Here is a 21251-nt window from a genome sequence, read left to right as displayed (position 1 = left end):
CGGGATGGTAATGAGTGGGTAGTATGCTTGAAGCCAGAAAGCTCCTCTGCGAGCGGGATGACCGGGTCCTGTTTAGCGATTTGTCGTTCCAGGTGAGCGCAGGGGAGTGGATACAGGTCACCGGCGGCAACGGCGCAGGGAAAACCACCCTGCTGCGGTTGCTGACAGGGCTCTCTCGTCCTGACGTCGGGGAGGTGTACTGGCAAGCGCAACCGCTACATCGTGTGCGGGACAGCTACCATCAAAATTTGTTGTGGATTGGCCATCAGCCGGGGATCAAAACCCGGCTGACGGCGTTGGAGAACCTGCGTTTTTTCCATCAGGACGGCGATATCGCGAAATGTCTCGCGGCGCTGGCGCAGGCCGGCCTTGCCGGTTACGAAGATATCCCTGTTAACCAGCTTTCTGCCGGACAGCAGCGCCGGGTGGCGTTAGCGCGTCTCTGGCTGACCCGCGCCACGCTCTGGATCCTCGACGAACCCTTTACCGCCATTGATGTGAACGGCGTTGAACGCCTGACGCAGCGGATGGCGCAGCATACCGATGAAGGTGGGATCGTTATCCTCACCACCCACCAGCCAATGAACGTTGCTACAGACCGCATTCGCCGGATTGCGCTGACTCACGAGAGGGCAGGGCAATGATGTGGCGTATCTTCCGTCTCGAACTGCGCGTTGCCTTTCGCCATAGCGCGGAAATTGCCAACCCGCTGTGGTTCTTCCTGATTGTTATTACGCTGTTCCCGCTGAGCATTGGGCCGGAACCACAGCTGCTGGCGCGAATTGCGCCGGGGATAATTTGGGTTGCTGCGCTGCTGGCCTCGCTGCTGGCGCTGGAGCGACTGTTTCGCGATGACCTGCAGGACGGCAGCCTTGAGCAACTGATGCTGCTGCCAATCCCATTACCGATGGTGGTGCTGGCAAAAGTGATGGCCCACTGGATGGTCACCGGTCTGCCGCTATTGATCCTCTCTCCGCTGGTGGCATTGCTGCTGGGGATGGACCTCTACGGCTGGAAAATTATGGCGCTGACTCTACTGCTGGGGACGCCGACGCTGAGCTTTCTCGGCGCACCGGGGGTGGGGTTAACGGTCGGGTTAAAGCGCGGCGGTGTATTGCTGAGCGTACTGGTACTGCCGTTGACCATTCCCTTGTTGATTTTTGCGACTGCCGCGATGGATGCGGCATCCATGCATCTTCCAGTGGATGGATACATGGCGATTTTGGGCGCGTTACTGGCAGGTAGCGCGACGTTAAGTCCTTTTGCAACGGCGGCGGCGTTACGCATTAGTTTGCAGTAATGAGTTGCCTGATGGCGCTGCGCTTTTCAGGCCGACAAGAGCCGGGTTTTTAGGTCGGATAAGGCATCAGCCGCTATCCGGCATGACGGTAACTTTATTCGTTTGAGTCTGGTGACTGAACTATGTGGAAAACACTTCATCAACTGGCTATGCCCCCACGACTGTATCAGCTTTGTGGCTATTTTGTGCCGTGGCTGGCCGTCGCCTGCGTCCTGGTTCTGGCGACGGGCTGGATCTGGGGATTCGGTTTTGCGCCGGCGGATTACCAGCAGGGGCAGAGCTACCGCATTATTTATCTGCACGTTCCGGCGGCGATCTGGTCAATGGGGATTTATGCCTCGATGGCGGTAGCCGCGTTTATCGGTCTGGTCTGGCAGATGAAGATGGCGAACCTGGCGCTGGCTGCAATGGCGCCGATTGGCGCGGTGTTTACGTTTATTGCGCTGGTCACCGGCTCGGCCTGGGGTAAACCGATGTGGGGTACCTGGTGGGTGTGGGATGCGCGGCTGACGTCGGAACTGGTGCTACTGTTTCTCTACGTCGGCGCAATTGCTCTGTGGCACGCCTTTGACGACCGTAAGATGGCGGGGCGCGCGGCGGGGATCCTGGTGCTGATTGGCGTGGTGAACCTGCCGATCATTCACTATTCGGTGGAGTGGTGGAACACGCTGCATCAGGGCTCGACCCGTATGCAACAAAGCATCGATCCGGCCATGCGCACGCCGCTGCGGCTGGCGATTGTCGGCTATCTGCTGCTGTTTATCACGCTGTCGCTGATGCGGATGCGTAACCTGATTCTGATAATGGAAAAACGTCGCCCGTGGGTGAGTGAACTGATCTTAAAAAGAGGCCGCCAATGACCACTGCATTTGCATCCTGGAGTGATTTTTTTGCGATGGGCGGCTACGCCTTTTACGTCTGGCTGGCTGTGGCGCTGAGCGTCATCCCGCTGGCAGTGCTGGTCATTCATACCGTGACGCAGCATCGCGCAATTTTGCGTGATGTCTCCCGTCAGCGGGCGCGTGAAGCCCGCCTGCGTGCAGCGCAGACACAACGGGAGGCGGCGTGAATATTCGACGTAAGAACCGTTTATGGATTGCCTGCGGCGTGCTTGTCGGGTTAGCGCTGACGATTACGCTGGTGCTGTATGCGCTGCGCGCCAACATCGACCTGTTCTACACGCCAGGCGAGATTCTCTACGGCAAGCGCGAAACGCAGCAAATGCCGGAAGTGGGCCAGCGGCTGCGAGTAGGTGGTATGGTTATGCCCGGCAGCGTCAAGCGCGACCCCAACTCGCTGAAGGTGAATTTCAGCATCTATGATGCCGAAGGCGTGGTGGATGTGACCTACGAAGGCATTCTGCCGGACCTGTTCCGTGAAGGGCAAGGCGTGGTGGTGCAGGGGGAACTTGGCGAGAAAAACCATATTCAGGCGAAAGAAGTCCTCGCCAAGCACGATGAAAACTACACGCCGCCGGAAGTTGAAAAAGCGATGCAGGATAACCACCGCCGTCCGGAGAGCGTCTATAAGGATAAAACATCATGATGCCTGAAATTGGCAATGCGCTGTTATGCCTGGCACTGGGCGTTGCGTTGTTACTCTCAGTCTATCCGCTGTGGGGCGTGGCGCGAGGCGACGCGCGGATGATGGCGTCGGCAAGACCGTTTTCCTGGCTGTTGTTTATCCTCGTGATGGGCGCCTTTCTGGTGCTGGTCAACGCCTTTGTAGTGAATGATTTCACCGTCGTTTACGTTGCCAGTAACTCCAACACGCAGCTGCCGGTCTGGTACCGCGTCGCCGCCACCTGGGGGGCGCATGAAGGCTCGCTGCTGCTGTGGGTGTTGCTGATGAGCGGCTGGACCTTTGCCGTCGCGCTGTTTTCCCAGCGGATGCCGTTGGATATCGTCGCCCGCGTACTTGCGGTGATGGGGATGGTTAGCGTCGGTTTTCTGCTGTTCATCCTGTTTACCTCCAACCCGTTCACCCGCACGCTGCCGAATTTCCCGATAGAAGGGCGCGATCTCAACCCGTTGTTGCAAGATCCTGGGCTTATCTTCCATCCGCCGCTGCTATATATGGGCTACGTCGGTTTCTCGGTCGCCTTCGCGTTCGCTATCGCGGCGTTGATGAGCGGTCGCCTGGACAGCACTTTCGCCCGTTTTTCCCGTCCATGGACGCTGGCCGCGTGGGTTTTCCTGACGCTGGGGATTGTGCTGGGTTCAGCATGGGCGTATTACGAACTGGGCTGGGGAGGCTGGTGGTTCTGGGATCCGGTGGAAAATGCCTCGTTTATGCCATGGTTAGTGGGAACCGCACTGATGCACTCGCTGGCGGTCACTGAACAGCGTGGCAGTTTCAAGGCGTGGACGCTACTGCTCTCCATCTGCGCGTTTTCGCTCTGTCTGTTGGGGACGTTCCTCGTGCGTTCGGGCGTGCTGGTGTCGGTGCATGCGTTTGCTTCCGACCCGTCTCGCGGGATGTTCATTCTGGCCTTCATGGTGCTGGTCATCGGCGGCTCGCTGCTGCTGTTTGCCACGCGAGGACATAAGGTTCGCTCCCGGGTCAATAACGCCCTCTGGTCGCGTGAATCGCTGCTGCTCGGTAATAACGTGCTGCTGATTGCCGCCATGCTGGTCGTGCTGCTCGGCACGCTGCTGCCGCTGGTGCATAAGCAACTCGGTCTGGGCAGTATCTCTATTGGCGAACCGTTTTTTAATACCATGTTTACCTGGCTGATGGCGCCGTTTGCCCTGCTGTTGGGTGTTGGCCCGCTGGTCCGCTGGGGACGCGATCGACCGCGTAAACTGCAACGACTGCTGGTTATCGCGCTGGTCAGCACCCTCGTACTCTCTCTGCTGCTGCCGTGGCTGTTTGAGAACAAGATTGTCGCCATGACCGTAGTCGGGCTGGCAATGGCCTGCTGGGTGTTTGTGCTGGCGATGGCGGAGCTTGCGCTGCGAATTTCACGTGGCGCGAAAATGACGCTGAGCTACTGGGGAATGGTGGCCGGGCACGTCGGCCTGGCGGTGACAATTGTCGGCATCGCCTTCAGCCAGAACTACAGCGTCGAGCGCGATGTTCGCATGAAAGCCGGTGACAGCGTCGATATTCATGAATATCGCTTCACCTTCCGTGAAGTGAAGGATATCACCGGACCAAACTATCGCGGTGGTGTGGCGATTATCAGCGTGACCCGTGATGGCAAGGCAGAAGCAACGTTGCATGCTGAAAAACGGTTCTATAACAGCACCAGTTCGATGATGACGGAAGCGGCGATTGATGGTGGCATCACCCGCGATCTGTACGCCGCGCTCGGTGAAGAGCTGGATAACGGCGCGTGGGCTGTTCGTCTGTACTACAAACCGTTTATTCGCTGGATCTGGGCGGGTGGGATATTGATGGCGCTGGGGGGGCTGTTATGCCTGTTTGACCCGCGTTATCGCAAACGCGTACAACCGCAGAAATCGGCGTCGGAGGCGGTATGAAGCGCAACGTACTTTTGATTCCCTTTGTGATTTTTCTCGTGATTGCCGCAGCGCTGCTGTGGCAACTGGCGCGTAACGCAGAAGGCGATACGCCGACGAATCTGGAGTCGGCGCTGATTGGTAAACCGGTACCGACTTTCCGGCTTGAGTCGCTGGAGAACCCCGGTAAGCATTATGAGGCAGACGTGCTGACTCAGGGTAAACCGGTCTTACTCAACGTCTGGGCAACGTGGTGTCCGACCTGCCGCGCTGAGCATCAGTACCTGAACCAGCTGTCGGCACAGGGGATTCGCGTAGTGGGGCTGAATTATAAAGACGATCGCCAGAAGGCCATCGTCTGGCTGAAAGAGTTGGGTAATCCTTACGCGCTGAGCCTGTTTGACGGCGACGGTATGCTGGGCCTGGATCTTGGAGTCTATGGTGCGCCGGAAACCTTCCTGATCGACGGTAAAGGCATTATTCGCTATCGCCATGCCGGGGATTTGAACGCCCGCGTCTGGGAGAGTGAAATCAAGCCGCTGTGGGAGAAATACAGTAAGGAGGCCGGGCAATGAGACTTTTGCTGAGTGTGCTGATGCTGCTGTTTTCTGCTAACGCGCTGGCCACCATTGATGTGATGCAGTTTAAGGATGAGACCCAGGAGCAACAATTCCGCCAGTTGACTGAACAGCTGCGCTGTCCAAAATGCCAGAACAACAGCATCGCGGATTCCAATTCGATGATTGCGACCGACCTGCGGCAGAAAGTCTATGAGCTGATGCAGGAAGGGAAAAGTCAGAAAGAGATCGTCGACTATATGGTGGCGCGCTACGGTAACTTCGTCACCTATGATCCGCCGCTGACACCACTGACTGTCCTGCTGTGGGTGCTTCCCGTGGCGGCAATTGGCGCAGGTGGCTGGATTATCGTTGCCCGTTCGCGTCGGCGGGTACGCCTGAAACAGGAGGTGTTCCCGGATGAGATATCGTTACCGGAGGGTAAACGAGCCGGTCTGGCGGTTTATCTGCCGGGGATAGTGATTGCCGTCATTGTGGGTGCCGTCAGTTATTACCATACCGGGAGCTATAAGCAGGTGGAAATCTGGCAACTGGCGACGGCACAAAGCCCGGCACTGCTGGAACGCGCGCTGGATCCAAAAGCGCAGCCGCTGGATGAGGAAGAAATGACGCGTCTGGCGCTGGGGCTACGTACTCGTCTGCAAAGTGATGCGACGAACGTAGAAGGCTGGATCATGCTGGGGCGGATCGGAATGGTGCTTGGCAATGCCAGTACCGCTACCGAAGCGTATGCCAACGCCTATCGACTCGATCCGAAGAACAGCGATGCTGCGCTGGGCTATGCCGAGGCGCTGACCCGTTCTTCCGATCCTGATGATAACCGTCGTGGAGGGGAGCTGCTGCGAGAACTGGTGCGTAGCGATCACGCCAATGTGCGGGTTCTGAGCATGTATGCCTTCAACGCCTTTGAGCAGGAGCGTTTTGGCGAGGCGGTTGCCGCCTGGGAGATGATGTTGAAGATGCTGCCAGCGAATGATACGCGTCGTGCGGTGATTGAGCGCAGTATCGCGCAGGCGATGCAGCACTTATCGCCAAAGAGCGAGTAACCACCCGGCCAGATGGCGAGGCACAGGCCCGATAAGCGTAGCGCCATCGGGCATTTGCTGGGCTATTGCATACCGCGGGTTTGTAAAAACAAGATGGTCGCGGCAACGCGTGAGCGTACGTTGAGCTTGCGCAGCAGGTTGCGAATATGCACTTTTACAGTTTGTTCGGAAATATTGAGGACCGAGGCAATCTGCTTGTTAGACAGCCCCTGTGCCAGCTCGTGCAACACATCCAGCTCTCGCTCGGTCAGCATGCTGAACGGATCGTCCTCTTCACCAAACATTTCGCGCTCGCGCAGATAATCGCTGACGCGTTCGCTGAAAACTTTGCCGCCATTGGCGCCTGTGCGAATGGCATCCAGCAGAACTTCCGGATCGCTGTCTTTCAGCAGGTAGCCATCTGCGCCGGCGTCAATCAGGGCGTAGATGTCGTTGGCCGAATCCGAAACGGTGAGAATGATGATCTGCGCCGTGATCCCATCGCGGCGCAGGGCGTTCAACGTATCCAGACCGCTCAGCCCTTTCATATTCAGATCAAGCAGGATTAAATCCAGATCGAGACGGTTTGCCAGATCAATCGCCGTTGCACCATCGCCCGCTTCGGCAACCACCTCAAATGTCGGATCCAGTTCCAGTAATTGACGGATACCACGACGCATAAGAGGGTGGTCATCTACCACCAGCACCTGAAAAGGCGTTGCTTCAGGCATAGTTATCTCCCGAGATTTTATTAGAATCATTATTGTTATTCGATCGCGAATCGTCCAGATTCACCGCATCGATAAGAGGGAGAAATATTACCCCAGATTACGCATGGGTAAGAAGTAAAACCTGAAAGATGAAAGGATATTCAGGAGCATAAAAAAACCAGCCCATCAGGGCTGGTTCTTAAGGAGTATTTTGGTCGGCACGAGAGGATTTGAACCTCCGACCCCCGACACCCCATGACGGTGCGCTACCAGGCTGCGCTACGTGCCGACTCGTGGGAGATAATACTACCGCTTTCCGTACCGAATGCAAGGGGACATCCAGCTAACTGATTAATAATAAATCAGTTAGCGATAAAACGCTTCTCGTCTGTCAGCACCTGTAATAACAGACTCAACTGTGGCTTCTGATCTTTAATCTTCTCGCCGCGTAAATCGTATGTCTGGTACTTGCCGTTGTTGTTCAGCACCAGCGTCATTTCCGGCGTGGTGATTGCCAGCGTACTGAGATCGGCCGCCGTTACCCAGTAGTGACGACGATTGGCATTGAACAGATCCTGCCCCTGCGAATATTCATTAGCAGGCGTGCTGACGTGGAGCAGACGCTGCATCAACGTGGTCATGACGTCTGTGTGATCGGTCAGGCTGTTGATCCGCTGTGCGGGAGTCCCCGGCCAGTGAATAATGAGCGGAACCTGCAGGTGACCGCGCGACCAGGCGAAGTTTTTCTCTTCATCGCTCAACGCGACGCCGCGACCGGCGGTGATTATCACCACCGTGTTATCCAGTTTACCGGACTCACGCAGCGCGCCGAGCACACGGTTGATCTGCTTATCAACATCTCCCGCCGCGCGAGCGTAGCGGCGAACGAAGTTAGACTGGTTGCTGTCGTCAACGTTGGTGCCGTTAAACGAAACCCACGAGAACCAGCGGTTGTCTTCCTGCGCGTAACGCCCCAGCCAGTTGATCCACTGGCTGGCGGTCTGTTCGTCAGACTGCGTCTGTACGCTTGGCATCGAGAAATCAGACAGTAACGCCTGGCGGTAGAGCGGGCTGGTAAAGCCGTCGGAAGAGAACAGTCCCAGCTGATAGCCTTGCTGATTCAGAGCCGAAATCAGCGCAGCCGGCGTTCGGGTGGACAGAATACCGTCCATATAGCTCGGCGACACGCCGTAAAACAGGCCAAAAATACCGTTATCGGTGGTGTTGCCGGAACTCATGTGGCGCGTGAAGGCAATGTTTTGCCCGGCAAATTCGGCAAGGGCAGGCATCTGCTTTTCATAGCGCGAATAGTTCAGGCCATCGACCGTGATCAGCAGGACGTTTTGCCCGGTTCCCATATCGCGATAGCGTAATTCGCTCAGTGGATACTGCACGGACACCGCTTCCGGATTCCCCTGTTCGACCAGACGGCGCTGATACTCCTGCGCATCCAGCAGGCCATGTTTTTCCAGAAACCGGCGCGCGGTCATCGGATAGGAGAGCGGCAGATTGGCGCGCTGCATGGTGATCGGACGATAGAAATTGGCATCCGCCCAGATATAGACCACATGTGAAGCAATAAATGACACAAAGAAGAAGGCGGCCAGCGGCTTGGCGAAGTGACGACGACGCGTCAGGCTGCGCAGTTTTTGCCAGCTCCAGGTCGCAAACAGCATTTCAATCAATAAGATAACCGGCACGCTGATAAACATCAGCTGCCAGTCGCGCGCCATTTCATTTTGGTCGGGGTTAATCACCAGTTCCCAGACGATGGGATTAAGATGCAGGTGGAAACGGGTAAACACTTCGCTGTCGATCAGCAGAAGCGTCATTCCGGCCGTCGCCAGAATGGCTGACAGGAAACGCATCAGCCTCTGGGACATCACAATGAACGTCAGCGGGAACAGAATCAGCAGATAGGTGGCAAACACCAAAAAGCTGAAATGGCCGACGATACTCAGATAAGAGTAAACGCGACCGGCCAGCGTTGTCGGCCAGTCGGCGACAAACAGGTAACGGCTGCCGAGCACGATAGCCAGCAGAATGTTGAACAGTGCAAACCAGTGCCCCCAACTAACCATCTGGGAGACTTTTTCACGGTAGCGCTGACGATGAGTTACCATAACGTGTCGTTCGTTTCCCCGAAATCGGCTTTTAGTGCGCTTTGTCGTCGTTAACCGAGGACTGCAATGCGCGGGCAAAAGAGTTCGCAATCGCCTGGCGCTGAGCCGGGGCAATGCTGGTATTAATAAGGTTGGTGACCATGTTTCCCAGCACCATCAGGGAAAGATCAGTCGGTGCCTTATGTTTTTCCAGTACGTTGAGCATCTCGGTGAGCAGTTGTTCAACGTGTTCGTCACTATAGCGGGAGATTTGTGGCATAAATCGACATCAGTTTATTCATGAAAGGGCAACATATTACCGTAGCAACAGTTTTTTTTCCGCTTTTTTATCCTCAATAATTCGCGTTACCGTGCGACAGGCAAAACGGCGCTGCATCTTCTGTTGCGTCGCCTCGCCGGTGGTGGTTGAATACCGCCCGGTCTTTAAGGAGAGTTTATCATGAGTCTGGATATCAACCAGATTGCCCTGCACCAGCTTATCAAGCGTGATGAGCAAAACCTTGAGCTGGTCCTGCGCGATTCATTACTGGAACCGACAAACACCGTTGTCGATATGATGGCTGAACTGCATCGGGTCTATAGCGCGAAAAACAAAGCGTATGGTCTGTTCAGCGAAGAGAGCGAACTGGCGCAAGCGCTGCGCTTACAGCGCCAGGGTGAGGAAGATTTTCTCGCCTTTAGCCGTGCGGCGACCGGACGTTTACGTGACGAGCTCGCCAAATACCCGTTTGCTGACGGCGGCATTGTGCTGTTCTGTCATTATCGCTATCTGGCGGTAGAGTATTTACTGGTGGCGGTGCTGAACAACTTAAGCAGCATGCGCGTCAATGAGAATCTGGATATCAACCCGACGCACTATCTGGATATCAACCATGCGGATATCGTCGCGCGTATCGATCTGACCGAGTGGGAAACCAATCCGGAATCCACCCGCTATCTGACCTTCCTGAAGGGGCGGGTAGGGCGAAAAGTGGCTGACTTCTTTATGGATTTCCTCGGGGCCAGCGAAGGTCTCAACGCCAAGGCGCAAAACCGTGGACTGCTGCAGGCGGTCGATGACTTCACCGCTGAAGCACAACTGGGTAAGGCCGAGCGCCAGAACGTGCGCCAGCAGGTGTACAGCTACTGCAACGAGCAGCTTCAGGCCGGTGAAGAAATTGAGCTGGAGTCGCTGTCAAAAGAACTTTCTGGCGTCAGTGAAGTGAGTTTTAGCGAGTTTACGGCAGAGAAGGGCTATGAGCTGGAAGAGAGCTTCCCGGCCGATCGCAGCACGCTGCGCCAACTGACCAAATATGCCGGCAGCGGCGGTGGGTTAACCATTAACTTTGACGCGATGCTACTGGGCGAGCGTATTTTCTGGGATCCGGCAACGGATACGTTGACCATTAAAGGCACGCCGCCGAACCTGCGCGATCAGCTTCAGCGCCGTACGTCTGGCGGTAATTAAAAGCCATAAAAAAACCCCGCCGGAGCGGGGTTTTCTTCAACTTGTTGGCGATTACGCGCGAACGAAGTCGATGTGAGTCAGCTTCGGCTTGAACGCGTGACGCTGTACAGCCTGAGCTTTAACTTTTACTTCTTTACCGTCAACAACGATGGTCAGAACGTCGCTATAGAAACCTTCTTTAGCTTGCATGTTCATGATGGAATCGTGGTCCAGTTCGATAGCAATCGGGGCTTCTTTGCCACCGTAGATGATTGCCGGGAACTTGTTAGCGGCACGCAGGCGGCGGCTCGCACCCTTACCCTGCTCTTTACGTACTTCAGCGTTGATAGTAAACATTTAAATCTCTCTTTAATAATTCCTGCTACAGGCGACCCAGCAACAGGTAAGTGATCTGCTTTGCGTATGCAAAAGCGGGCGAGATTCTATCCTCAAACGCCCGTTACATCAATCAAAAGTACGATTAACCGCGTAATTCATGTGCCCGACGGAAACGCCCCTCGTAATCGAATACCTTTTCCCGCACCTGCCAGTACAGGCCTTTCATCCGCGCCACCACAAAGTCGGGATGGCGTAACAAGGGTTGTTGCGCGAGGATATCCGCCGCGGTGATCCAGCGTAGCGGCACACCTGGCGTGCGGGTATGCGGGCGGATAAACAGTTGTTCAAATGCCGTACGTTGGGCAGGGGTTTGCAGGCGAAAGCGCTCGCTAACGTCCGCGCCATCTTCGTCATAGTAGGTGATTTTCAGCCATTCGCCTTTCTCGTCATGGCCGTGCTGCAACGTCATGCCGCTACAGCGGAGCACCAGCGCGTCTTTCAGTTTCAACGCTGCTTTCAGCATGTCGTCGGGATCGACAAGGATCGTATCGCATTCCCGACAGCGGCGAGCGGCAATGTCGTTTTCGGCGTTGCACTGCGGGCAATTTTTAAAGCGGAAGCGAAAATCGCACTGCTCGCGATGTCCTTCATCATCTTCAAACCAACCCTGACAGCGGCGGCCAAAATGTTCGAGCAGCGTACCGTCAGCGGTGGTTTTGCCCCAGAAGGTATTTGCGAAACCGCAGGCCGGGCAGAAGACCTGGACCGGCACGTTATCACTTTTGCCTTTCGGGCTCCCCACCTCCGGAGAATAGAGATCGTGCGGATTACCGGCGTAATCCAGAATCAAACAGTCCGTTTTCCCCGGTGCGAGACGCAGGCCGCGACCCACAATTTGTTGGTACAGACTGACTGACTCGGTGGGGCGCAGAATGGCAATGAGATCGACGTGCGGGGCATCGAAGCCCGTGGTTAAGACGGAGACGTTGACCAGATAACGAAAACGCTGAGCCTTAAACGCGTCTATCAGCTCATCACGTTCAGGACCCGGCGTGTCGCCGGTAATCAGCGCGGAATCCGCTTTCGGCAGCAGTCCGGCAATCTCTTTGGCATGCTCGACGGTGGCGGCAAAAATCATCACCCCTTTGCGGGTCTGGGCGAATTCAATAATCTGGCTGATGATATGCGGTGTGATACGCTGCTGCTTTTTCAGCTCACGGTTCAGGTCGGCTTCGCTAAACAGACCGTTGCTTTGCGCCTGCAGGCGGCTGAAATCGTACTGCACCACCGGCATGTCGAGGCGTTCCGGCGGCGTAAGATAGCCGTGCTTAATCATGTAGCGCAGCGGCAGTTCGTAAATGCAGTCGCGAAACAGCGCCTTGTCGTCGCCGCGCACCATACCGTGGTAGTGAAAATGATAGATCCAGCCTTTGCCCAGACGAAAAGGGGTGGCGGTCAGCCCCAGCAGGCGAATGTGGGGATTGGCGTTGCTCAGATGGGTGAGTATCTGCTGATACTGGCTCTCTTCGTCATCGCCGATACGATGGCATTCATCAACAATCAGCAGCGAAAACTCGCTCTGGAAGGCGTCCAGATTGCGAGCCACGGACTGAACGCTGCCGAACACCACTTTACCGTGGCTCTCTTTACGTTTAAGTCCGGCGGCAAAAATATCGGCTTCCAGCCCCAGTGCGCAGTATTTGGCATGGTTTTGCGCCACCAGCTCTTTCACATGCGCCAGAACCAGCACGCGGCCTCTGGCGACGCGCGCCAGTTCAGCAATCACCAGGCTTTTACCGGCGCCAGTGGGCAGAACAATCACCGCAGGCGTGCGATGGCGACGGAAATGGTTGAGCGTGGCATCCACGGCTTCTTGCTGGTAGGGGCGAAGTGTAAAAATCATGGTCTCACAATACGTAACGAACTCGGGTATAGTATGCCACGAATCGTTTTCCCTTGAGGGATGTTGTTAGCCCGCTATACTGGGCAGATAACGGCTCCACTTTTCGGGCGACGCGCCCGACTCCCGTATTTTTACAGGCAAAATCACACTCATGCGACTTGATAAATTTATCGCTCAGCAACTCGGCGTCAGCCGCGCTATTGCCGGGCGTGAAATCCGCGGTAGCCGTGTTACCGTGGATGGTGAAATCATCCGGAATACTGCGTTCAAACTGCTGCCAGAACACGACGTAGCATATGACGGCAACACGCTGGTTCAGCAAAACGGCCCACGTTACTTTATGCTTAATAAACCCCAGGGCTATGTGTGTTCGACGGATGACCCGGATCATCCGACGATCCTGTATTTCCTGGATGAGCCGGTCGCGCATAAATTACACGCTGCGGGTCGCCTGGATATCGACACCACCGGTCTGGTGCTGATGACCGACGACGGGCAGTGGTCGCACCGCATCACCTCTCCGCGTCACCACTGCGAGAAAACGTATCTGGTCACGCTGGAGTCGCCCGTCGCCGAAGATACCGCCGCGCAGTTTGCAAAAGGCGTGCAGTTACATAATGAAAAAGATCTCACCAAACCGGCTGTGCTTGAGGTTATTACCCCGACGCAGGTGCGTCTGACCATAAGCGAAGGGCGCTATCATCAGGTGAAACGGATGTTTGCCGCCGTGGGTAACCACGTGGTAGAACTGCACCGCGAGCGGATAGGCGCCATTACCCTTGATGCTGACCTTGAACCCGGTGAGTATCGCCCTTTGACCGAAGCCGAAATTGCCAGCGTCGGCATGACGTCCAGCTAAATTCAGGAGTTTTTTGTGACCACCCGGCAGCACTCGTCCTTTGCCATTGTTTTTATTCTCGGTCTGCTGGCGATGTTAATGCCGCTGTCGATCGATATGTACCTTCCGGCGCTACCGGTGATCTCCGAGCAGTTTGGCGTGCCGGCGGGCAGCGCACAGATGACGCTTAGCACCTATATTCTGGGCTTCGCAGTCGGGCAGTTATTGTATGGGCCGATGGCGGATAGCCTTGGGCGAAAACCGGTGATCCTCGGTGGCACGCTGGTGTTCGCTGCCGCCGCCGTAGCCTGTGCGCTGGCGCAGACCATCGATCAGCTGATTGTGATGCGATTCTTCCACGGTCTGGCTGCAGCCGCTGCCAGCGTGGTGATCAATGCGCTGATGCGCGATATGTATCCTAAAGAAGAGTTCTCCCGCATGATGTCGTTCGTCATGCTGGTGACCACGATTGCACCGCTGATGGCACCAATCATCGGCGGCTGGGTGCTGGTGTGGTTGAGCTGGCACTCTATCTTCTGGATCCTGGCGATCGCCGCGGTTCTGGCCTCTGTCATGATCGCAACGCTCATTAAAGAGACGTTACCGGTTGAAAAGCGCCAGCCGTTCCATATCCGCACGACAATAGGTAACTTTGCCTCGCTGTTTCGCCATAAGCGGGTGCTGAGCTATATGCTGGCAAGCGGCTTTAGCTTTGCCGGGATGTTCTCTTTTCTCAGCGCCGGGCCGTTCGTGTATATCGAAATCAACCACGTATCGCCGCAGGATTTTGGCTACTACTTCGCGCTAAACATCGTCTTTTTATTCATTATGACGATTTTTAACAGTCGCTTCGTACGCCGGATCGGTGCGCTGAACATGTTCCGTACCGGATTGTGGATCCAACTGGCGATGGCGGTGTGGATGGTGCTGAGTGCGCTGTTTGGCATCGGTTTCTGGGCGCTGGTGCTGGGGGTGGCAGTCTTTGTCGGTTGCGTGTCGATGATCTCTTCCAATGCGATGGCGGTGATCCTCGATGAGTTCCCACACATGGCGGGAACGGCCTCATCGCTGGCGGGCACTTTCCGCTTTGGCATTGGCGCGCTTGTTGGCGCGTTACTCTCTCTGGCAACGTTTAACTCAGCCTGGCCGATGATTTGGTCTATTGCCTTCTGTGCAAGCTGTTCAATTTTGTTCTATCTCTATGCGAGCCGCCCGAAAAAACGGTGATCAAATACACAATATGGAAGCCGTTCGGCTTCCTTTGTTGATGTATGTCAACGACAATCCTATCATTCCCCCGATATATGTTTATTTTATGTAAAATCAATTTATGTAAAAAGTCACATCATTGTAGTTAAAAAGGTTGAGTTAGATCGCAGAAACGGGTACATATAGCCCGCGCTCCTGTCCCGACTGGAAATCTCTATTTTAATAAAGGCCATACCCAACATACTGGCCACGCGGGAGAAGGATTGCCACGTTATGCATCCGTTTAAGGACGGATTGTCAATGATGTGTTAATATAGATGTAAATAAATTGTGAAGTGATTGTGCTTCCGGGGAAAGAAAGTGACAACATTACAGCTCTCAATCGTTCATCGCTTACCACAGAACTATCGTTGGTCTGCGGGTTTCGCAGGTTCGAAAGTTGAACCGATTCCGCAAAATGGCCAAAGCGTCGAAAACAGTCTGGTGGCACTTAAACTGCTGAGTCCGGATGGCGATAGCGCCTGGCCGGTGATGCATAAACTCAGTCAGGCGCTCAGTGATATCGAAGTGCCATGTTCCGTACTGGAATGTGAAGGCGAACCGTGCCTGTTTGTGAATCGCCAGGACGAATTTGCCGCGACCTGTCGTCTGAAAAACTTTGGCGTGGCCATTGCCGAACCGTTTTCTAACAACAATCCATTTTGAGCGTCAGCTTAGCGTGAGAAGTTGACGCGTATACGCCTGTTGCGGTGCGCTAAAGACGCGCTCGCATTGCCCCTGCTCAATAACCTCTCCCTGTTTCAGCACAATCACCTGATGGCATAGCGCACGTACCACGTGCAGATCGTGACTTATGAAGATATAGGCCAGGCGATGCTTTTGCTGTAGCGATTTCAACAGCGCGAGAATTTGCGCCTGCACGGTCCGGTCGAGAGATGATGTCGGTTCATCAAGAACAATCAATGACGGCTTCAGGATCAGCGCTCTGGCTATCGCAATCCGCTGGCGCTGACCGCCGGAAAACTCCGCCGGATAGCGGTGGCGCGTGTCGGCATCCAGTCCCACTTCCGCCATCACCGCCATGACCTGCTGCTCGCGCTGTTCGGCTGAGAGCGATGGTTGATGAACGCGCAGTCCCTCTTCAATGATTTGTAACACGCTCAGACGCGGATTCAGCGAGGAGTTGGGATCCTGGAAGACCACCTGAATACGATGACGTACGGACAACAACTGTCGGCGGTTAAGATGTTGTAACTGTTGGCCGTCAAATTCTATGCTGCCCTGAGAGGTGATAAGCCGCAGGAGCGCCAGCCCGGTGGTACTTTTCCCTGACCCTGACTCACCAACCAGCCCCAGCGTTTCACCCGGTTGCAGACTGAAACTGATGCCTTTCACCACCTCATTGTTTGCCACCACGCGCTTGAGAATCCCTTTGCGAATGGGGAAGGCGACGCGCAAATCCTCGACCTTTAGCAGAGGTGAATGTCCGGCTGGTAGCGGTACGGGGTCGCCTGTCGGCTCGCTGTTGAGCAATTTCTGCGTATAGGGATGCGTGGGCGCGTGGAGAAGGGGAGCGGCCCGGTTTTGCTCAACGCATTGCCCGTTTTGCATCACCGCTATGCTGTCGGCGAGCTTCCTGACAATACTGAGATTATGGGTGATAAACAGCATCCCCATGTTCAGCTCGCGCTGGAGTTCGCGCAACAGTTGCAGGATCTGCGCCTGTACCGAGACATCCAGCGCGGTAGTCGGCTCGTCGGCGATGAGTAATTCGGGTCGCGTTAACAGCGCCATCGCAATCATCACCCTCTGACGCTCGCCGCCGGAAAGCTGGTGCGGATAATCGCCCAGCCGGGTTGCAGCCTGCCGAATACCGACCCGATCGAGGCAGCTTATTATCTCTGCGCGTGCCGCCTCCCGGCGCATACCGCGGTGCAGGGAAAGGACTTCATAGAGCTGTTTTTCGAGGTTATGGAGCGGGTTCAGCGACACCATCGGCTCCTGAAAAATCATGGCGATCTTGTTGCCGCGCACGCCGCGTAGCGTCTGCTCGCTGGCGTGGAGTAATGACTCGCCGTGAAAACGGATATCGCCGCCAACATATACGGCGGGCGGCGTGGGCAACAGGCGCAGAATCGACAGTGCGGTAACACTCTTGCCGGAACCGGATTCTCCTACCAGCGCCAGCGTTTCGCCGGCCTCCACGCGCAACGACACCGCGTTAACTACCGTACGAACCGTTTCCTGCTTACGAAATCCCAGCGTCAGATTGTCAATGGCGAGCAAAGGTTGCGTCATGTTACACCGCCTTGTTGGGATCGAATGCGTCACGGACGGCCTCGCCAATAAAGATCAGCAGCGAGAGGAGAATGGCGACCGACAAAAACGCAGTAATACCCAGCCACGGCGCCTGCAGGTTATTTTTGCCTTGCAGGAGTAACTCGCCCAGAGAAGGAGAACCTAACGGTAAACCAAAGCCAAGAAAATCGAGCGACGTCAGAGTGGTAATGGAACTGCATAAAATGAACGGTAAGAAGGTCAGGGTGGCAACCATCGCGTTGGGCAGCATGTGACGAAAAATGATACTGCGGTCGCTGACGCCGAGCGCCTGGGCGGCCCGGATATAGTCGAAGTTTCGCGTGCGTAAGAACTCCGCACGCACCACGCCGACCAGACTCATCCAGCCAAACAGCACCGTAATCGCCAGCAGCCACCAGAAGTTAGGCTGCACGACGCTGGAGAGCAAAATAATCAGGAACAGCGTCGGCATACCCGACCAGACCTCGATAAACCGTTGGCCCCATAAATCCACTTTGCCACCGTAGTAGCCCTGTAGCGCCCCGGCCAGTACACCCATGACGCTTGAACACAAGGTCAGCATCAGGCCGAAAAGAATGGAGATCCGCGTGCCGTAAAGCACTCGCGCCAGCACGTCGCCGCCGTTGGCATCGGTACCCAGCCAGTTCTGCGCCGAAGGGGGCGAGGGGAAGGGTTTGTCAGTCGCAAAGTTGATGCTGTTCGCCCCAAAGCGCACCGGAGCCCAGAGGACCCACCCGCGGCTTTCGAGTTGTTGCTTCAGCCACGGGTCCTGGTAATCCGCCCTTGTTGCCAGCGGCCCGCCAAAATCGCTCTCACTGTAGTTCTTGACCAGCGGGAAATACCAGCTTCCGTCGTAGCGCACTAACAGCGGTTTATCGTTAGCAATCAATTCAGAACACAGACTCAGACCAAACAGGACGAGAAAAATCCACAGCGACCAGAAGCCACGACGATGATGGCGAAAACGCGCCCAGCGGGCCTGATTGACGGGGCTTAAATGGGCCATTAACGTCCCTCAAAATCAATGCGCGGATCGACCAGCGTATAGCTGATATCACTGAGAATATTCAGCAGCAGGCCGATCAAGGTGAAGATGTACAGCGTGCCAAACATCACCGGGTAGTCGCGTGACACTGTTGCCTCATAACCCAACAGACCCAGACCGTTGAGGGAAAACATCACTTCGATCAGCAGCGAACCGGTAAAAAACATGCTGATGAAGGTGGCCGGAAAACCGGCGATCACCAGCAGCATGGCGTTGCGAAAAACGTGCTTCCACAGAATATTCCCTTCACTGACTCCTTTGGCACGGGCAGTGACGACATACTGCTTACGCACTTCATCGAGAAAGGAATTTTTAGTCAGCATCGTTAATGCGGCAAACCCGCCAATGACTGTCGCCAGAACAGGTAAGGTGATGTGCCACAGATAGTCGGTTACCTTCTGATACCAGGGCAGCGTGTCGAAATTCGCCGAGACCAGACCACGCAGCGGGAAGAGGTCGTAATAGCTGCCGCCGGCAAAGAAGACAATCAGCAGTATGGCGAACAGAAACGCCGGGATAGCGTAGCCGATGATAATAAACGCGCTGCTCCAGACGTCAAACCGGCTGCCGTTATGTACGGCCTTGCGGATCCCCAACGGAATCGACACCAGATAGATGATGAGCGTACTCCACAGCCCCAGGGTGATCGACACCGGCAGGCTCTCTTTGATGAGCGTCAGTACCGAGGCGCTACGAAACAGGCTGTCGCCGAAATCGAAGCGGATATAGTTCCACAGCATGGTGAAATAGCGCTCGTGCAGTGGCTTATCGAAACCGTAGCGTTGGGTGATTTCGGCAATCACTTCCGGATCAAGGCCGCGTCCCCCGCGATAGTTGCTGTCGCTGATATTACCCACCCCGGTTCGGGCATGACTGGCGCGAACGCCTTCGCTCCCGGCGCCGGGCAGCGCGCTCGTTTGACCAAATTCGATGGCGGCAATCGCCTGATCGACCGGGCCGCCGGGGGCAATTTGCACGATAAAAAAGTTGATGGTGATGATTGCCCAGAGCGTCGGGATAACCAGCAACAAACGACGAATCAGGTACGCGCCCATTTATTCACCCTGCCGTCTGGCGGCAGGTAACTTCGCTGCCCGGTTTACGTCATACCACCAGTTATCCAGGCCAATGGTATACATTGGACGAATGCCCGGGCGGGAAAATTTATCCCACCAGGCCAGTCGATCTTCCGCCATGTACCACATCGGCAACATGTAGTAATTCCAGGTCAGCACGCGGTCCAGCGCACGCCCGAGCGGCAGCAGTTTGTTTTTATCACCCTGTGCGGCGATGATTTGGGCGATCAGTTTGTCGACCACCGGACTTTTCACACCTGGAGAATTATAACTTGAGTCGATATACTCGGACGCCCAGGAGATTTGCAGATCGGAACTGGGCCACGGCATCGCCCGCCACAGGGTCGGCATCATGTCGTAGTCCCGGCTGCGCAGGCGATTGGTGAGCTGTGAGTTATCCACCTGACGAATAGTCATCGTAATCCCCAGACGCTGGAGATTATGCTGGAAGGGCAGGACCCACTGGCTGTTACTGGCGGCGGAAATGAGCAGTTCAAAATTCAGCGGTTTGCCAGTGACCGTGTTAATCCGTTGCTGACCTTTCAGTTCCCAGCCCGCGTCTTTCAGTAATTTATCCGCTTTTAACAGGTTTTCCCGATTGTAACCGTCACCTTTGGATACGGGAGGCTGATAAATCTGGCTGAAGACTTCCGGCGGCAGATCCTTTTTCATCGGCGCAAGCAGGACCAGTTCAGCCGCATCAGGGTAGTTTCTGGCCGCATACTCGGTGTTCTGGAAATAGCTGTTTGCCCGGCTCCAGGCGTTGTAGAACAGCGCTTTATTCATCCATTCAAAATCAAACGCCAGCGTAACGGCTTCACGGACGCGTCGATCATTGAAAACGGGGCGCTGAATGTTGAACGCCAGCCAGCGCGTATCCTGCGCTGATTCATTTTTCTGCTCATCTTTGATGATGTACTGATTATCAAAGTTTTTGCCAACATAGCGCGTCGCCCAGTTTTTGGCATCGCTCTCCAGGCGCAAATCAAACGCGCCGGCCTTAAAGGCCTCAAAGGCTACGTTGTCGTCGAGATAATAGTCATAACGAATGACATCGAAGTTCCAACGGCCACGATTGACCGGCAGATTGGCCGCCCAGTAATCCTTCACGCGCGTATAGACAATATATTGCCCCATCTTCCACTGACTAATGCGATAAGGACCACCACCCAGCGGCGGTCTGGACAACGGGTCGCTGAGCTTATGATCTTTCCAGTACGCTTGTGGCATTACGGGTAATGAGAACAGACTGAGCATATCCTCTTTACCCGGCTTCGCGAGCTCTATGCGTACGGTGAGTGGGGCAATGGCTTTAACCGTTGTGCCTTTGTAGACCAGACGAAACTGTGGCACGCCTTCAGTCATAAATTTGTTGAAAGTGAAGGCGACATCTTTGGCCATGACGGGCGAGCCATCATGAAAACGAGCGCGGGGGTTGATCGTGATTTCCACCCACGAATAATCCTCTGCATAGCGTGCGCTCTCGGCGATCAGCGGATAATAGCTGCCGGGCTCGTCATCAGAGGTGGTAAACAGGGTGTCGTAAAGCTGTTCGGTCCGGGCGCCGGGGTTACCTCGCAGGGCGTAGCGGTTGAAGTTGTCGAAGGTGCCGAGCGCGGAAAGGGTAATCTGACCGCCTTTGGGGGCGGCGGGATTGGCGTAATCAAAATGATCAAAGTTGAACGCGTATTTAGGCTCTCCCAGTACCGCGAAGGCATAACTCTCTTTGATCGCCTGCGCCTGGACACTCGCGCTTATCAACATGACAAACAGCAGCAATATGCGAACGATTATCTGCAAAGGGATTCCTTGTCTTGCTTACCTGCCCGCGCAGGTCACTCTGATGCCTGAATAATAGGGCAGGTGGCGTCTGTTGTGAATCCACGCGTTGGGACT

The 21251-nt window shown here is 55.4% G+C and carries 21 protein-coding genes and 1 tRNA gene; 12 read left to right on the top strand and 10 right to left on the bottom strand.

The annotated features are described in order from the left end of the window. Window positions 1-23 precede the first annotated feature (23 nt). The 8 genes from ccmA (at window position 24) to HVZ37_RS14375 (ending at window position 6388) form a co-directional block, all read left to right on the top strand. Window positions 24-644, top strand: coding sequence for a cytochrome c biogenesis heme-transporting ATPase CcmA (gene ccmA, locus HVZ37_RS14410; RefSeq protein ID WP_044328628.1), 621 nt, complete (start codon window positions 24-26; stop codon window positions 642-644). Further along, window positions 641-1300: a heme exporter protein CcmB gene (ccmB, locus tag HVZ37_RS14405; RefSeq protein ID WP_043000084.1), complete on the top strand. Its 660-nt coding sequence runs from the start codon at window positions 641-643 to the stop codon at window positions 1298-1300. The genes ccmA and ccmB overlap by 4 nt, the downstream gene beginning before the upstream one ends. Window positions 1301-1422: 122 nt before the next feature. After that, entirely contained in the window at window positions 1423-2160 is a 738-nt protein-coding gene (locus tag HVZ37_RS14400; protein ID WP_044268653.1) for a heme ABC transporter permease, read from the top strand. Beyond that, the gene (ccmD, locus tag HVZ37_RS14395) at window positions 2157-2369 is read left to right on the top strand and encodes a heme exporter protein CcmD (RefSeq protein ID WP_043000086.1); all 213 of its coding nucleotides are present in this window, start codon (window positions 2157-2159) and stop codon (window positions 2367-2369) included. The genes HVZ37_RS14400 and ccmD overlap by 4 nt, the downstream gene beginning before the upstream one ends. Beyond that, window positions 2366-2845, top strand: a complete 480-nt coding sequence (gene ccmE / locus HVZ37_RS14390) for a cytochrome c maturation protein CcmE (RefSeq protein ID WP_043000087.1) — start codon at window positions 2366-2368, stop codon at window positions 2843-2845. The genes ccmD and ccmE overlap by 4 nt, the downstream gene beginning before the upstream one ends. Beyond that, entirely contained in the window at window positions 2842-4785 is a 1944-nt protein-coding gene (locus HVZ37_RS14385) for a heme lyase CcmF/NrfE family subunit (protein ID WP_044268655.1), read from the top strand. The genes ccmE and HVZ37_RS14385 overlap by 4 nt, the downstream gene beginning before the upstream one ends. Continuing rightward, the gene (gene dsbE / locus HVZ37_RS14380; protein WP_043000089.1) at window positions 4782-5339 is read left to right on the top strand and encodes a thiol:disulfide interchange protein DsbE; all 558 of its coding nucleotides are present in this window, start codon (window positions 4782-4784) and stop codon (window positions 5337-5339) included. The genes HVZ37_RS14385 and dsbE overlap by 4 nt, the downstream gene beginning before the upstream one ends. Beyond that, window positions 5336-6388 (top strand): cytochrome c-type biogenesis protein CcmH, encoded by a 1053-nt coding sequence (locus tag HVZ37_RS14375; protein WP_043000090.1) that lies wholly within the window; start codon window positions 5336-5338, stop codon window positions 6386-6388. Before dsbE ends, HVZ37_RS14375 begins: the two co-directional genes overlap by 4 nt. 62 nt (window positions 6389-6450) lie before the next feature. Here HVZ37_RS14375 and narP read toward each other — a convergent pair whose 3' ends face one another. From narP to HVZ37_RS14355, 4 genes are all read right to left on the bottom strand, one after another. Continuing rightward, window positions 6451-7098: a nitrate/nitrite response regulator protein NarP gene (narP, locus tag HVZ37_RS14370; protein ID WP_043000091.1), complete on the bottom strand. Its 648-nt coding sequence runs from the start codon at window positions 7096-7098 to the stop codon at window positions 6451-6453. Between the two features lie 191 nt (window positions 7099-7289). Continuing rightward, window positions 7290-7366, bottom strand: a tRNA-Pro gene (locus HVZ37_RS14365). 73 nt (window positions 7367-7439) lie between these two features. Then, window positions 7440-9200, bottom strand: coding sequence for an LPS biosynthesis-modulating metalloenzyme YejM (yejM, locus tag HVZ37_RS14360; protein ID WP_061069852.1), 1761 nt, complete (start codon window positions 9198-9200; stop codon window positions 7440-7442). 31 nt (window positions 9201-9231) lie between these two features. Continuing rightward, a complete protein-coding gene (locus HVZ37_RS14355; RefSeq protein ID WP_042317936.1) occupies window positions 9232-9459 on the bottom strand; it encodes a YejL family protein in 228 nt (75 codons plus the stop codon). A 180-nt stretch (window positions 9460-9639) separates the two neighbouring features. Here HVZ37_RS14355 and yejK point away from each other — a divergent pair, with 180 nt between their 5' ends. Further along, window positions 9640-10647, top strand: coding sequence for a nucleoid-associated protein YejK (gene yejK / locus HVZ37_RS14350; RefSeq protein ID WP_044258606.1), 1008 nt, complete (start codon window positions 9640-9642; stop codon window positions 10645-10647). Window positions 10648-10698: 51 nt separating this feature from the next. Here yejK and rplY read toward each other — a convergent pair whose 3' ends face one another. Further along, the gene (rplY, locus tag HVZ37_RS14345; protein WP_043000095.1) at window positions 10699-10983 is read right to left on the bottom strand and encodes a 50S ribosomal protein L25; all 285 of its coding nucleotides are present in this window, start codon (window positions 10981-10983) and stop codon (window positions 10699-10701) included. Window positions 10984-11107: 124 nt separating this feature from the next. Then, window positions 11108-12868: a DEAD/DEAH box helicase gene (locus HVZ37_RS14340; protein WP_054175996.1), complete on the bottom strand. Its 1761-nt coding sequence runs from the start codon at window positions 12866-12868 to the stop codon at window positions 11108-11110. A gap of 151 nt (window positions 12869-13019) precedes the next feature. On the opposite strand from HVZ37_RS14340, the gene rsuA reads away from it, so the two are divergent. From rsuA to HVZ37_RS14325, 3 genes are all read left to right on the top strand, one after another. Continuing rightward, window positions 13020-13727, top strand: coding sequence for a 16S rRNA pseudouridine(516) synthase RsuA (gene rsuA / locus HVZ37_RS14335; protein WP_090049673.1), 708 nt, complete (start codon window positions 13020-13022; stop codon window positions 13725-13727). A 15-nt stretch (window positions 13728-13742) separates the two neighbouring features. Beyond that, entirely contained in the window at window positions 13743-14933 is a 1191-nt protein-coding gene (locus tag HVZ37_RS14330) for a Bcr/CflA family multidrug efflux MFS transporter (protein WP_043000098.1), read from the top strand. A gap of 342 nt (window positions 14934-15275) precedes the next feature. Continuing rightward, window positions 15276-15620 (top strand): YejG family protein, encoded by a 345-nt coding sequence (locus HVZ37_RS14325; RefSeq protein ID WP_043000099.1) that lies wholly within the window; start codon window positions 15276-15278, stop codon window positions 15618-15620. Between the two features lie 3 nt (window positions 15621-15623). On the opposite strand, the gene yejF is transcribed toward HVZ37_RS14325, so the two are convergent. The 4 genes from yejF to HVZ37_RS14305 are packed head-to-tail and all read right to left on the bottom strand — an operon-like array spanning window position 15624 to window position 21149. Next, complete coding sequence (gene yejF, locus HVZ37_RS14320) at window positions 15624-17213, bottom strand: microcin C ABC transporter ATP-binding protein YejF (protein ID WP_043000100.1); 1590 nt, start codon at window positions 17211-17213, stop codon at window positions 15624-15626. Between the two features lies 1 nt (window position 17214). Further along, window positions 17215-18240 carry an ABC transporter permease gene (locus HVZ37_RS14315; RefSeq protein ID WP_043000101.1) on the bottom strand — a complete coding sequence of 342 codons (1026 nt, stop codon included), beginning with the start codon at window positions 18238-18240 and terminating at the stop codon, window positions 17215-17217. Then, on the bottom strand, window positions 18240-19334 hold the full coding sequence (locus HVZ37_RS14310; protein WP_043000102.1) for a microcin C ABC transporter permease YejB: 1095 nt from the start codon (window positions 19332-19334) through the stop codon (window positions 18240-18242). Before HVZ37_RS14310 ends, HVZ37_RS14315 begins: the two co-directional genes overlap by 1 nt. Continuing rightward, entirely contained in the window at window positions 19335-21149 is a 1815-nt protein-coding gene (locus HVZ37_RS14305) for an extracellular solute-binding protein (RefSeq protein ID WP_181628487.1), read from the bottom strand. Between the last annotated feature and the right edge of the window lie 102 nt (window positions 21150-21251).

The organism is Citrobacter sp. RHB35-C17, assembly GCF_013816795.1.
GTDB classification, from domain to species: Bacteria; Pseudomonadota; Gammaproteobacteria; order Enterobacterales; family Enterobacteriaceae; genus Citrobacter_A; species Citrobacter_A amalonaticus.
Note: the sequence above shows the minus strand (reverse complement) of the source record. Positions and strands in the feature narration are given on the sequence as shown.